Here is a 12799-nt window from a genome sequence, read left to right as displayed (position 1 = left end):
GCGGCGCTGGCACTGCCCGGCTCACGGCTCGAGCTTGTAGCCCAGCCCGCGCACGGTGATCAGATGTTTCGGGTTGCCGGGATCGGCCTCGATCTTCGAGCGCAACCGCTTGACGTGCACATCGAGTGTCTTGGTGTCGCCCACATAGTCCGCACCCCACACCCGATCGATCAACTGCCCTCGGGTCAGCACCCGGCCGGAGTTGCGCAGCAGGTATTCGAGAAGGTCGAACTCCTTGAGCGGCAACGTGATCGGCACGCCGTTGGCGGCGACGGTGTGGCGTTCCACATCCATCGACACCGGGCCGGCCTCGAGCAGGCCGTCGTCGACGATCCCGTCGTCGCCCGCGTCGGAGCCGCGGCGCAGCACCGCCCGGATCCGCGCGATCAGCTCACGTGCCGAATACGGCTTGGTCACGTAGTCGTCGGCGCCGAGTTCGAGGCCCACGACCTTGTCGATCTCGGAATCACGCGCGGTCACCATGATCACCGGAACCGACGAGCGGGTACGCAACGACTTGCACACCTCGGTGCCCGACATGCCGGGCAGCATCAGATCCAGCAGCACGATGTCGGGCGAGACGCGATCGAACTCACCGAGTGCGCGGGAGCCGTCGGCGACGATCGTGGTCTCGAAGCCCTCTTTGCGCAGGAGAAACGCCAGCGGGTCGGCCAGCGATTCCTCGTCTTCGACGATCAGCACATGTGTCAACGGATCAGTTCCTTCTGGTGGGTGGGAGTCGGGCGGATGGGGGTCGACGGGCCGTGCCTGTCGACACGGGAGGTACCGCCGCGCTGAGAGCGGTCGGTCGAATGGTCTTCGATGCTGGGCGAGGCGAGCAGCTCGTCGTCGGGCACCACTCGCGGGATGCTGAGGGTGAAGGTCGACCCGGTTCCGGGTTTGCTCCACAGTGAGATGTGTCCGTCGTGGTTGGCCGCGACGTGTTTGACGATGGCCAGCCCCAGGCCCGTCCCGCCGGTCGCCCGCGATCGCGCCTTGTCGACCCGGAAGAAGCGCTCGAACACCCGCTGCTGGTCGCGCGGGGCGATCCCGATGCCGCGGTCGGTCACCGCGATGGCCACCATCTCGCGACCGTCGGCGTCGGTGACCAGCCGTCTGCTCACCGACACCGTGCTGTTGGCCGGCGAGTAGGCGATCGCGTTGTTGATGAGGTTATCCAAGGCCGTCAGTAGCAGACCGCGGTCGCCACGCACCCTCAGCCCACTGGGTCCATCCGACGACAGATACGTCTTGGCCGCCTCGGCGGGGATCTGGGCGTGCGACAGCGCGTCGGCGATCAGCGCGTCGACGTCGACGATCTCGAGGTCGGTGAGCGGTTCGGAATCCTGCAGGCGCGACAACGAGATCAACTCGTTGACCATGTTGCCCATTCGCGTCGACTCCGCGATCACACGTCGTCCGAAGTGATCGACCGCTTCCGGGTCGTCGTTGGACTCCAACAGCGCCTCGGTGAGCAGGCCGATCGCGCCGACCGGAGTCTTGAGTTCGTGAGAGACGTTGGCGACGAAATCACGTCGGGTGGCCTCCACACGTAGGTTCTCCGAGTCGTCGGTGCCATAGATGACCGCATAGCGTTCGGTGCGCGCGGCATCGGCCCGCCGGCCATCCGTGGAGGATCCGCCGGCGAAACCGCGCTCGGTGACCGGATTGTCGCCGGGCACCGCCGACACCAGTCGCGCCAGACACCGCACGCCGAGCACCGGACGGCTGGTGACACGGCCGGTCGACACGAAACCGCTGGTGTAGTGGGGCGGGCGGAATTCGAAACGCACATCGAGGTCGTGATCGACGAGCATGTCGAGGTCGTGGTCGGTGTGGATGCCCGCGCGCTGATCACCGTAGGCGGTGGTGGGCGGCTCCGAGGCCATGATCGGCCGCTCGAACATCGGCTCCACCGCGCGCCAGATCTTGTCGTCGATCAGCTGGTCGCGCACCAGCCCCAGATGGTGGGCCTGTTCGTTGTAGAGCACCACATCGCGGTGGCGGTCGACGACCACGATGGCCGATTCGGTCTCCCCGACGATCAAACCCAGGAGCGCGGCGCGGCTCATCCGGCCGCGGGCAGTCTCGGTACCCGGCTCGACCAGCACCGACGGATGGATGTCGGCCACCTCGGCTGGTTCGACGGCACCCGCATCACGCCTGCGCGCGAGCACTGCACAACCCAGAGTCGCCAGACCTGCGACGAGCGCGACCAGCCCGACGACGAGAACAATCAGAGCAGCGGTCACGCGAGCACCTTACGACCGCTTGAACACAACACTTCGACAGAATGCGGCCACGAAGCCTGTCGTCACAAGTTGCCGTCTCACAGTTGGGTCCGAATTCACCAGATCTTCAGTTTGGGACACCGCCGCACTCCGAGCGGCGATGTCCGTCGCGTCACCGACCCCCCGGGGCGGCGACCATGTCGGAGTATTCGGGATGTTTGCCGATGTAGTCGGCCACATAGCTGCACAGCGGGACCACCGTACGGTCCTTGCCACGCAGGTCATCGAGGACGTATCTGACGAGCTTGGACGCGTAGCCGCGACCGCCGTACTGCTGGTCGACGACCGTATGCGTGATCACCACGCTGCCGCCCTCGTCGACGTAGTCGAGGTAGCCGACGTATTCGCCGTTGACCTTCGCCTCATAGCGTTCCTGCTGAGGCGAGTGAACGACCTGGACCAAATCCGTGCTCTCCTGCGATGCCGCCATAACCCACGGTACCGCGGGCCGGTGACCGTCGGAGGAGACGATTCGATTACGCCGGGCTACTTCTGTCCCTGCGCGGCGACTGCGGCCGCTCCGGCCTCGGCGGCCTCGGGATCGAGGTAGTAGGCCTTCTCGGTGGGCTTGAGATCGCTGTCGAGCTTGTAGACCAGCGGGTTGCCGGTGGGGATGTTCAACGAGGCGATGTCCTCGTCGGAGATCCCGTCGAGGTACTTCACCAACGCACGCAGCGAGTTGCCGTGAGCGGCGATCAGCACGGTCTTGCCCGCACGCAGGTCGTTGCCGATGACCTCGGTGAAGTACGGGATCAGTCGTGCGACCACATCCTTGAGGCATTCGGTCAGCGGCACCTCGGACAGATTCGCGTACCGCGGATCGTGGGTCTGGCTGTACTCGGATTCCGGATCGATCGGCGGCGGCGGGGTGTCGTAGCTCCGACGCCAGAGCATGAACTGCTCCTTGCCGTACTTCTCGAGCGTGTCGGCCTTGTTGAGGCCCTGCAGCGCGCCGTAGTGGCGTTCGTTCAGACGCCAGTCGCGGGTGACCGGGATCCAGTGACGATCGGCCTTGTCGAGCGCGATCTGCGCGGTCGAGATCGCGCGGCGCAACAGCGATGTGTAGAGCAGTTCGGGAAGCAGGTCATGCTCGACGAGCAGGTCGCCCGCATGCGCAGCCTCCGATCGACCCTTGTCGGTGAGTGCCACGTCGACCCAGCCGGTGAACTGGTTCGAGGCGTTCCACTCGCTTTCGCCGTGGCGCATGAGGATCAGCGTGCCGTTGCTCATACGTCGAGTTTTCCACACCTGGGCCGTGACCGGCAGTCGGCTGTGTGCAACCGCAGGACCGACGTCGGTGAACCGCGTCGCGATCGGGGTGCGCAGGTGCGCACATCCTTCGAATTGCGAAGGTGGCGTGCCACCGTGCACAGTTCGCATCGAGCCGCGTCGGTGTGCGCCCGGCTCGCTACCGCGACCACCGCGCGAACGAGTCTGCTCGTGCGACTGCCGGCGGCAGCCGCACAACGATGCATCAGTGGAGGACATGTGACCGGCACCGAGACCACAGACAACGCCGAGGCGCTCGACTATGGCGCCAAGGTGATCGCGATCGAGCCGGGCGGAGCCGAGTGGATACCTCCCGAAGCCCGTCACGGACATCCGATCTCGCTGTTCTGGACATGGACGTCGCCGAATATGGAGTTCGCGACGATCTTCGTCGGTTTTCTCGGCGTCGCCGCATTCGGACTGAACCTCTGGCAGGCGATCGTCGCGATCATCATCGGCAACGCCCTCGGTTCCATCACCCACGGATTCCTCACGGCCCGAGGACCGTCCATGGGTGTGCCGCAGATGGTGCTGGGCAGGTTGTCGTTCGGCTACTTCGGCAACGCGGTGCCCGCGACCCTGATGTCGTTGATGAGCGGCGTGGGCTGGTTCGCCACGAACTCGGTGAGCGCGACATTCGCACTCAACACACTGACCGGTCTGCCGAAGGTACCGTCACTGGTCATCGTCGTCATCGCCGAGCTGGCTCTCGGATTCTTGGGCCACAACATGATCCACGCATTCGAGCGGTTCGCCTTCCCCATTCTCGCGATCATCTTCGTGATCGCGGCGATCGTGATCTTCACCAAGACCGACCCCTCCTACCGTCCCAGCCACCACGGCGGGTCGGCCGGATTCCTGCTCACCATCGGCGCGGCGTTCGGCTACACCGCCGGCTGGAATCCCACCGCAACCGACTACAGCCGCTACCTGCCGACGTCGGTGCGCGGCTGGGTCGCCGGCGTGTACGCGGGGGCCGGACTGTTCTGGTCGACCACGCTGCTGATGATCGTCGGCGCCGCATCGGCCACGATTCCCTACAGCGGCAACGGAAGTCCCACCGATCAGTTCACCTCGCACTTCTCCACCTGGCTCGCCGATCTGGTACTGATCGCCATCGTGCTCGGCGGGGTGTCGGCGAATGCGGTGAACGTCTACTCCGCGGCGATGTCGTTCTCGGCCGTGGGATTCAAGACCAAGATGCACATCCAGCGGGCCGCATCGGCGGTGCTGTTCGGGGTGATCGGGTTCCTCGTCGCGTGGTGGGCGTTGAAGGATGCTGCGAGCAGCTACGAGAACTTCCTGCTGATCATCGCCTACTGGATCGGGCCATGGCTCGGGGTGGTCTTCGTCGATCAATTCCTGCGGCGGGGACACGACGTCAGACCACTGCTCTACGACCGATCGCATGCCAACTGGTGGGGGCTGATCTCGTTCGCGATCGCGGTGGTGGGATCGATCCTGTTGTTCGCCAACCAGACCGAGTTCCATGGTTACGTCGCCAAGCACGCACCGTCGGTGGGTGATATCACCTTCTTCGTCGGCTTCGGCATCGCCGCGATCCTCTACGCGATCGGATTCCTGGCGACCGACAAGAACGCCGCGACCACAGCACAGGTCGCCGAGGAGGAAGTGAGCACACGATGACGCTCAGCGCGCAGGCCATGCTCGACGCGGCGGTCGAGGAGGCGCGCCTGGGCGCCTCCGAGGGCGGGATCCCCATCGGCGCAGCACTGTTCCGCACCGACGGGACACTTCTGGGGCGGGGCCACAACCGACGGGTACAGGACGACGACCCGTCGTCGCACGGCGAGACAGATGCGTTCCGCAACGCCGGCAGACAACGCACCTACCGCGACACGATCATGGTGACCACCTTGTCGCCGTGCTGGTATTGCAGCGGTCTCATCCGCCAGTTCAACATCGGAGCCGTGATCATCGGTGAGGCGCAGTCGTTCTCCGGTGGTCACGAGTGGCTCGCCGAGAACGGCGTGTCGGTGACCATCCTCGACGACCCGCGCTGCATCGACCTGATGAGCACCTTCATCACCGACCACCCCGACATCTGGAACGAGGACATCGGCGAGTAGGTCGAGTGGTGATGTGCGGGCGGGGCTGGTCGCGCGGGTGCTGTGTGCGTGTGAACTGGTTGCGTCGGTGCTCGCGCGACCACTTCCCACAAACGCGACCATTGCAAAGGTCGCGTACACAAAAACTGGTCGCGTACGTCCACGCGCAACCAGTTCTGGACGGCGCTACCAGTTCACGACGGCGCAACCAGTTCTGGACGGCGCTACCAGTTCACGACGGCGCAACCAGTTCACGAGCGACCACCGACCGACGAGCCGTCGGTAACAGGCCACACATCAACAGGCCACACATCCCCCGTAGACAACACAATCGGCGGACACCTCCTGATGAGGTGTCCGCCGATGTCGACTAGCTGTACGTGAGACGCGGTAACGATCAGCCCCAGCCGGAGGCGATCGAGGAGTTGGTGGCGCTCATGTCCTGGTTGCCTGCCTGGGCAGCCGAGATGATCGACTGCAGGACCTGCTGAACATCATTCGAGCTCGAGATCCAGTTCTGGTAGACCTGCTGGAAGGCGTCGGCCGACTGCGGGTCCTCCCAGAGGCTGGCGCACTGGTTGCGGATCGAGTTCATCTCCTCGTTGAGCTGCACGAGCTGGCTCTGCTCGGAGTGTGCCTGCTGCAGGAGGCTGTCGATGCCGGCGTAGTCATAACGCAACTGGTCGCTCATGGTGGCTCCTTAAAAGGTGTTCGAAAGTCGTTGGGGTGTAGGTGAATACGTGACGCGTGAGCGCGGGCGATCAGCCGAGGTTGAGGCCGCCGCCGGCCGACTTCAGCGACGAAGCAGCCTGCTCTTCCTGCGAGGCGTACTTGTTCATGTTGTCGTTGAGCATGTCGATCATCTGCTGCATCGACGTCTGCATCTTGTTCGCCGCCTCGTGGTACTCGGCGCCGACCTGCATGAATGCCGCCTGGGCCGAACCCTTCCAGACACCCGAGGACTCCTGGACGGTGCTGTTCACCCGACCAAGCAGTGCGCCCATCTGGCTGTGTGCATCCTTGGCCTTGTTGATGGCCGCATGCATCCCCTGAATATCAAGCTGCGTTGCCACAGTGGCTTCCTTTCGTCGTCAGGCATCCGCAGTCGAACGCCTTCGTGTAGGTGTCTGCGATTGCGACGACACCACGTCCCCCGTGCACTGTCACAACAGCGCGCCGTCGGGAAGATTCTCTGCCAGTCGGCGAAGTGCCGCGGTCACTCGATACCCCGGTCCGGGAGCAATCGACGTCCACCAGTCCTCCACCGATCTGTTTGTCTCAGCGACGATTCGACCATAGGACGTGTCGAGCACAGTCACCACAGCGTCGCGGGACAAATAATTCAGACGCATGACAATTTCGGTCTGCCCGCAACACGAGGTGAGCGCCGAACCCATCCGACGGGCCGCCATCTCCCCCACGCCGAGCCCGAACAGCGCCTCGGCGTACTCGATGTCGGTCTCGCAGCCGCGCAGCGCGGCCTCCATGTCGTCGGTGGGAAAACGCATCTCGGCGACGTCTGCACCGTCGGTCTCACCGATCAGCGCGCCGAACACCGACACGAACAGTGCCGCGTCGTCGTCACTGTCGGAGGCGTCGATCGAGATCTGGTCACCGAGCCGACTCACGCGTACGCGGCGCGCACCGTCACCGGCCAGGCACACACGTAAGGTCTGGTAGGCGTCGACGCGCCGACATTCCGCTGTCCAATCGGGAGATCCGAGCACGCGCAGCATCTGCACGAGATCTGCGTCGATCTCACCGTCGTCGGCGATGTAGTCACGCTCGACGAGCCGCCGACGCGCTGCGGCAAGCGCCTGATCGCGCTCGGCGACGGTGTCGTGCCGTTCGGTCATGGCGATCACATCAGGCATGGTCTGCACATCCATCGCCGCACACAGCGCGATCAACTCGTCATTGTCGACGTCGAATGTCCGTGGATCGCCGAGGAGCCGCATCATCGCCCACCCTCCGCCGGGTCACGGGATGGCGGCGCGGCTGTCGTCTTGTCGGGAGCGCCGAGAACCGCCGGAGCGACACGGCTTTCGCCATCGGAGACGACCTGGGTGGTCTCGGCGCGCGTGGCGAGATGCAGATCCGAGGCGACGCTGTGTGCCTGGTTGGACACGCTGGCGACAGGTGCGGGCGGGACCAGTGGAACGGCCTGGGTGGTCTGGACGACCTCGTCGACCTCTGCCACCGCAGCCGGCTGACTGACACCGGTTGCCGCGGTCTGCAGACGAAGGGTCGACTGGCGGGCGGTGAGCACACGCTCCTCCACCATGCCCATCGGACTGGCCATCATCGCGGCGAGTCCAGCCATCAGCGCCTGCGTCCCGGGCACATCCGCCGCTGCCTGCTCGCCAGGCAACGCCGCCCGGTCGGTCTTGGCCTTCTCCTGCCTGGCGATGTGGCTGTGGACGAGCTTCTCCGGCGCCGACACCGGCTCCCACGGATGCGACACGGGGGTCGTCGCGGTCTCGTAGGACTCCATCACACGGGCCGCCTGTGCCGTGGTCTGCCGCATCGAGGACTCGACCTTGGCCATCCCCCCGGCCAACGCGGACCCGGCGGGGAAGGCCAGGTGGTGCAGAGACTCCTCCAGCTTGTTCAACGCCGTGATCTCCGCCGGATCGGGCATCGCAGTGCGCGCGACGGCGTTGGCGACGGCTTGGCGCTCGGCGGCGACCGCGTTGTCCTTGGCCATGTCCGCGGTCTCGGTCAACCACGACGACACCTTGGTCAGCGCACCGATCATCTCGTTGTCACCCTTACCCCGCCAACTGTCGGAGAGGTTGCGGATCACGACGGCCAGTTCGTGGTGCAGATCGGTGAGCACGCCGGCGATCTGCGCCCACGACATACCGGCCTCGAAGAGTGGCTTGGGACCCGGACCGTGGTGCAGGTCGCGCGCGAGTCGTTCGGGTTCGCGTGCCTCCCACACGATTCCGGTGAAGCCTTGCATGGCCCTTCCCTCACTCATCCTTCACGAGACAGTGGTGCGACGACTCATTCGTCGCAGTGAATCCCGCGAGATCGCGGGACATGAACAACAGGAACAGATCAGCTTCCGGCGATCTCCGCCGCCACCTGGTCGTCACGCCCGACGATCGCATGCGTCTGAGTGCGGATCACATCGGCGACGTCGCGGATCGCAGCCACACCCTTGAGCACCTGATCCTCGAAGCTGTCCGCGACCTCGTTGAAGGTCTTGGCAGCAGCCACCGACACCTCGTCGCTGCCTGCCGCCGGAACCGTGAGGGCGTCGCGATTGGCCGCGACGGCCTGCTCGAGCTTGCCCGCGATGTCGTCGAGATGCGCCGCCGAGTCAGCGGTGCGCTGTGCATCCACCGACAGTGAGTTACTCATGATGTGTCGACTCCCTTTGAATCACGAAAAACAAATTCCCTTGAGTATTTCTGAACGTGAGAACCTCTGAACCGCGGTGGCACGAACGGATCATCACGACTTGTCGCGGCCATCTCCGAACGGGTCACCCTCGATCTCCGGGGGCTGCCGCTTCGGTCTCGGCGGCGCCGAGAACGGTCGGACTGGCATTGGGCAGGTCGCCGACGATCTCGGATGCATTGCGCGCGGTGGCGAGGTGGTTGCGCGACTCCGAATCGTTGTTCGCGTTTGCGGCCGCCGCGAGACCCGCACCTCCGGGCATGACGCCGCCGGGCGAGGCTACCGGCCGACGCATCATCTGCTCTTCCTCGGCAGCGGCCATCCGCGCAGCGGCGGCACGAGAGCTGTTGGGCGACAACGAATCCGGTGTTGCCCTCGGAGTGAGCGGAGTGCTGGCGGAAGCGGCAGAAGTACCGCCGGTGCCGAGTAGTCCTCCAGCCCCGGTCATTGCGGCACCCAACGCACCGAACTCGCCACCACCGAATCCGTCGGCACCGCCGGCGGCTTCGAGAGCCTGAGCCTCCGAGAGTTCTGAGCCCGCCCCACCACCGAAGTGGTCGAGTCCGTGGAAGTCTCCGGTGGCATCGATTCCCGCCCGACTGATGCCGCCACCGGAATGCACGTTGCTGATGAACGATTCGATCGGAGCAGACGCGGTCTGCACCACCGTCGAGGCCATCCCGGGAATCTCACCGGCCAGCTGCGGCACCGCGGTCACGAGGACCGGCTCTGCGGTGGCCATCATCGATCCGGTGTGCACCGCCAGCTCTGCGCGTGTTGCTGCGACGACGGCGGTGCCCTCGGCGATGCTGTCCGTCGCGAGAGTCATCATGGCGAACTGTCCGGGCGGCGTCACGATCATCGGCAGGATCGCTCCCGCAATGGAGAGGAACTTGCCGATGACACCCTCGAGCAGCGCAACACCCTTGGCGACCACGGCCATCGCCGCCTGCACCTGCACCGAGATGTCGGCGCTCTGGCCGCCGGTCTGCCCACCGTTCTGATGCGCCTCCAACCCCTTGGCCATGGTGTTGCCGAAAGCCGGGCCGCTCCAGAACGGCTCGAGCGCCGAGATTGCCTGCGTACCCAGGCTCATCATCGACTGGAGTGTCTGGAAGATCCCGTCGAACAATTGGGTGGGATCGAACGGCGCGTCTGCCATGCTGCCGCTGCCGAACCCCGCGAGCAGATCGGTGAGCGGCTTGATCAGCGCCGTCAGATCGATCTGCGGCAACGGGGGCATGTGCGGCAACGGCGGCAGCGAGGGCATCTGCGGCAACGGGGGCAAACCGAGGTGGGCGAGCACATCGGGCACCGGCATATTCAGCAGCGGCGCAATCGGACTGTGGTCCAACAGATCCTGGACGGTGGGGCCGGATGCGGTGCCGGTCCCGTCGGTCACAGCCCCGTAACCGCTTTGTTCAGCGCACCGGAGGTGCTGTGGTCGGTTCCCTCGTACTGGGCGGCACTCATCGCGGCGCTGATCGCCGAGCCCTGGTGCACTGCAGCGAGCTGTGCCAGCGATGTGACGTTGGCGAACTGCGCGAGACCGAACGAGGCCAGGAAGTCCTGGCCGATCAAGCCGAAGAGCGGGACCATCACAGCCATGTTGGCAGCGAGATCCATGCTGCCGGCGGCGGTGACGGCATCGCCGATTGCCGCAGATGTGGCCCCGTAGGCCCGGATGGCATCAGGATCGGCATGAAAATCACCCATTGTGTTCCCCCTGTTCTCGGTCGCACACCCCTCGCGACGGTGTGACCTTATCGGATATCGGCGTGGTGCTCCATTGCACCTTTAGCAAAGTTCACCACATTTGTGATGTTTCATAATTCGTTACGGTCGCGTTGGTGATGTGTCCAGATTGAGCGGTCCTGCGGCGTACGCGCCGCCGGAGTGGTCATCGGCAATCGCGGTGTCGAGTATCGAGGAGATGGAATCGCTCGACAGGATCCCGTTGCCGTCGGTACCCCCGTCGTCCGCCATCAGTGCGGTGTCGAGCGATGCGGAGATCGACGCCGCCGACAGCGGGACGTCGTCGGATCGAGGTGTGACCGTGCTCGACCCGCTGCTGCTCGCCGCCGCAACCCCCGATGTGGCGACCGGGGTCGACGACGGTGACGGGGTGACCGTCGGCGGGGTCACCGGCGGTGGTGTTCCGGCCGGAGGCATCACCGTGGGCGGGGTTACCGGCGGGGCTACCGGAGCAACCGTCGCAGAGCTCCACGATCCGCCGCCACCGCTCACGTAACCGCCCGACTCGTATGCACTGCCACCGTCGTTGCCGCCGCCGTATTGACCGCTGCCGTATTCACTGCTGCCGTGACCCGAATAGGTCGAATCCGACAAACTCGGGGCCGATGCGGCGTGACCGCTCACCTCGTCATGGTGACCGGTGAGCAGGTCGCCGACCTTGTCGAGGCCATCGGCCACCTTGCCTGCGACGCTGCCGGCGGCCTTCATCTCGCCGCCGACGATCTTCTGCGCACCTCCGACGGGATCGCCGGTGACGGCAGTCACCACACCGCCAGCCATGTCGGAGACCCCTGGCGCACCGGCCACGGAGGTCGCTGCGTCCTTCGCCGCGTCGATACCCTTCTCGGTGGCACTCGAGACACCCTCGCCGACCAGGTCGGCCGTCGCCTCGATACCTTTCTCCACCTTTTCGGAACCTTCGCGCACACCGTGTTCGAGTGTCGACTCCACGCTGGACGAGGCGGTCTCGCCGGCACCGTCGGCGGCGCCTTCGATACCGCCGTCGACGGCCGCCTTGCCGATCTCACCGACGTCATATCCCTTGCGGAATCCGAACATGTTCTCGATGGTCTCTTTGCCGATCTCCTCGGCACCGCCCTTGAGAGCCCCCTTGGCCGCCTCCTCGGCGATCTCGACGGCAGCCTTGCGGACCAGTGCCTGTACCGCGTTCTTGGTGACCGCCGACTCGATCTCGCCGACCAGTTCCTTGATGATCATGCGCAGGGAGATCCGCGTTGCGGCCATCGCCGCACCGGCCTCCAGTGCCGACGCGCCGAAGGTCTCGATCGCCGTGGCGGCGGCCTGGACCAAGACGATGGCGAGCTCGCCCAGCGAGACGGCGTAGGCGCCCTTGGCGATGACCGTCTGGATGGAGGTCTCGGTGCACATGAGACCGCACTTGTCGAAGTCGCCGGCCACCTTCTCCAGCCCCGACGGGCCGGTGGCGAGGTCGGTGAAGTACCGGGCCATCTGGTCGTGCACGTCACCGCGGATGACCTCGCCGAGCGCATCCGACCCCTGCTGGACCTCCCCGGAGATCGAGCGCAGTTCGTCGGCGCATTCGCGGTAGGAGTCACCCATCTGCGAGAGGGCACCCTCGTCGGCCTGAGGCCACTCGTCGACACCGAGCATCTCGGCGACCCATTCCAACGGAGCGGGCAGCGGTGCGCCGCCCATCAGTGCAGCCCGGCCTGAGTCACGCCCGCCGCATTGGCCGTCTCCTGTTCGAACAGGAACTCCTCAGTGCGTCGCACGCCGTCGGCAGCGGCGCCGAGCGCCTGCGAGGCGTGTTCGATGTTGGCGCGACCGTTGTCGTGCGCCTCGGTGTAGCCGTATCCGAAGGTGCCGCCGGGCTCGTCGTCGCCCCACACTTCTGTTCCCTTGCTGTCGATCTCCGAGGAGATCTTGCCGAGCAGCGTCTGGAGTCTGTCGTGGGTGTTGCTGAATGCTCGCGCCGACGCGGCCAGCCCCTCGAGATCAGCGAAGAATTCACCGGAACCCATATCA

General features: G+C 65.4%; 15 protein-coding genes. 2 read left to right on the top strand and 13 right to left on the bottom strand.

The window, feature by feature from the left end:
- Positions 1-21 precede the first annotated feature (21 nt).
- The 4 genes from IEW22_RS03430 to IEW22_RS03415 form a co-directional block, all read right to left on the bottom strand.
- Entirely contained in the window at positions 22-711 is a 690-nt protein-coding gene (locus IEW22_RS03430; protein ID WP_188585183.1) for a response regulator transcription factor, read from the bottom strand.
- Complete coding sequence (locus IEW22_RS03425; protein ID WP_188585260.1) at positions 708-2072, bottom strand: sensor histidine kinase; 1365 nt, start codon at positions 2070-2072, stop codon at positions 708-710. The genes IEW22_RS03430 and IEW22_RS03425 overlap by 4 nt, the downstream gene beginning before the upstream one ends.
- Positions 2073-2403: 331 nt before the next feature.
- Positions 2404-2694 (bottom strand): GNAT family N-acetyltransferase, encoded by a 291-nt coding sequence (locus IEW22_RS03420; protein ID WP_373284124.1) that lies wholly within the window; start codon positions 2692-2694, stop codon positions 2404-2406.
- An 83-nt stretch (positions 2695-2777) separates the two neighbouring features.
- A complete protein-coding gene (locus IEW22_RS03415) occupies positions 2778-3521 on the bottom strand; it encodes a phosphoglyceromutase (protein ID WP_188585181.1) in 744 nt (247 codons plus the stop codon).
- Between the two features lie 258 nt (positions 3522-3779).
- Here IEW22_RS03415 and IEW22_RS03410 point away from each other — a divergent pair, with 258 nt between their 5' ends.
- Together IEW22_RS03410 and IEW22_RS03405 are read left to right on the top strand one after the other, a co-directional pair.
- Positions 3780-5207 (top strand): purine-cytosine permease family protein, encoded by a 1428-nt coding sequence (locus tag IEW22_RS03410; RefSeq protein WP_229742133.1) that lies wholly within the window; start codon positions 3780-3782, stop codon positions 5205-5207.
- A complete protein-coding gene (locus IEW22_RS03405) occupies positions 5204-5650 on the top strand; it encodes a nucleoside deaminase (RefSeq protein ID WP_229742132.1) in 447 nt (148 codons plus the stop codon). The genes IEW22_RS03410 and IEW22_RS03405 overlap by 4 nt, the downstream gene beginning before the upstream one ends.
- Before the next feature lie 376 nt (positions 5651-6026).
- On the opposite strand, the gene IEW22_RS03400 is transcribed toward IEW22_RS03405, so the two are convergent.
- From IEW22_RS03400 to IEW22_RS03360, 9 genes are all read right to left on the bottom strand, one after another.
- Positions 6027-6320, bottom strand: a complete 294-nt coding sequence (locus IEW22_RS03400; RefSeq protein WP_188585179.1) for a WXG100 family type VII secretion target — start codon at positions 6318-6320, stop codon at positions 6027-6029.
- Between the two features lie 70 nt (positions 6321-6390).
- Positions 6391-6702, bottom strand: a complete 312-nt coding sequence (locus IEW22_RS03395) for a WXG100 family type VII secretion target (protein ID WP_188585178.1) — start codon at positions 6700-6702, stop codon at positions 6391-6393.
- Between the two features lie 90 nt (positions 6703-6792).
- Positions 6793-7590: an ESX secretion-associated protein EspG gene (locus tag IEW22_RS03390; protein WP_188585177.1), complete on the bottom strand. Its 798-nt coding sequence runs from the start codon at positions 7588-7590 to the stop codon at positions 6793-6795.
- Entirely contained in the window at positions 7587-8612 is a 1026-nt protein-coding gene (locus IEW22_RS03385; protein WP_188585176.1) for a PPE domain-containing protein, read from the bottom strand. Before IEW22_RS03385 ends, IEW22_RS03390 begins: the two co-directional genes overlap by 4 nt.
- A gap of 80 nt (positions 8613-8692) precedes the next feature.
- Complete coding sequence (locus IEW22_RS03380) at positions 8693-8998, bottom strand: PE domain-containing protein (RefSeq protein WP_188585175.1); 306 nt, start codon at positions 8996-8998, stop codon at positions 8693-8695.
- A 124-nt stretch (positions 8999-9122) separates the two neighbouring features.
- On the bottom strand, positions 9123-10439 hold the full coding sequence (locus tag IEW22_RS03375; protein WP_188585174.1) for a hypothetical protein: 1317 nt from the start codon (positions 10437-10439) through the stop codon (positions 9123-9125).
- Entirely contained in the window at positions 10436-10753 is a 318-nt protein-coding gene (locus IEW22_RS03370; RefSeq protein ID WP_188585173.1) for a type VII secretion target, read from the bottom strand. The genes IEW22_RS03375 and IEW22_RS03370 overlap by 4 nt, the downstream gene beginning before the upstream one ends.
- Positions 10754-10873: 120 nt before the next feature.
- Positions 10874-12469, bottom strand: coding sequence for a WXG100-like domain-containing protein (locus IEW22_RS03365; RefSeq protein WP_188585172.1), 1596 nt, complete (start codon positions 12467-12469; stop codon positions 10874-10876).
- A complete protein-coding gene (locus IEW22_RS03360; protein ID WP_188585171.1) occupies positions 12469-12795 on the bottom strand; it encodes a hypothetical protein in 327 nt (108 codons plus the stop codon). The genes IEW22_RS03365 and IEW22_RS03360 overlap by 1 nt, the downstream gene beginning before the upstream one ends.
- Positions 12796-12799: the final 4 nt, after the last annotated feature.

Source organism: Gordonia jinhuaensis, from assembly GCF_014639795.1.
Lineage (GTDB): Bacteria > Actinomycetota > Actinomycetes > Mycobacteriales > Mycobacteriaceae > Gordonia_B > Gordonia_B jinhuaensis.
Note: the sequence above shows the minus strand (reverse complement) of the source record. Positions and strands in the feature narration are given on the sequence as shown.

Excerpts from the sequence above, each read along its gene's own strand:
- IEW22_RS03425 (WP_188585260.1), bottom strand. The coding sequence starts at position 2,072 with ATGAGCCGCGCCGCGCTCCTGGGTTTGATCGTCGGGGAGACCGAATCG.
- IEW22_RS03415 (WP_188585181.1), bottom strand. The coding sequence starts at position 3,521 with ATGAGCAACGGCACGCTGATCCTCATGCGCCACGGCGAAAGCGAGTGG.
- IEW22_RS03405 (WP_229742132.1), top strand. The coding sequence starts at position 5,204 with ATGACGCTCAGCGCGCAGGCCATGCTCGACGCGGCGGTCGAGGAGGCG.
- IEW22_RS03400 (WP_188585179.1), bottom strand. The coding sequence starts at position 6,320 with ATGAGCGACCAGTTGCGTTATGACTACGCCGGCATCGACAGCCTCCTG.
- IEW22_RS03390 (WP_188585177.1), bottom strand. The coding sequence starts at position 7,590 with ATGATGCGGCTCCTCGGCGATCCACGGACATTCGACGTCGACAATGAC.
- IEW22_RS03385 (WP_188585176.1), bottom strand. The coding sequence starts at position 8,612 with ATGAGTGAGGGAAGGGCCATGCAAGGCTTCACCGGAATCGTGTGGGAG.
- IEW22_RS03380 (WP_188585175.1), bottom strand. The coding sequence starts at position 8,998 with ATGAGTAACTCACTGTCGGTGGATGCACAGCGCACCGCTGACTCGGCG.
- IEW22_RS03370 (WP_188585173.1), bottom strand. The coding sequence starts at position 10,753 with ATGGGTGATTTTCATGCCGATCCTGATGCCATCCGGGCCTACGGGGCC.
- IEW22_RS03365 (WP_188585172.1), bottom strand. The coding sequence starts at position 12,469 with ATGGGCGGCGCACCGCTGCCCGCTCCGTTGGAATGGGTCGCCGAGATG.
- IEW22_RS03360 (WP_188585171.1), bottom strand. The coding sequence starts at position 12,795 with ATGGGTTCCGGTGAATTCTTCGCTGATCTCGAGGGGCTGGCCGCGTCG.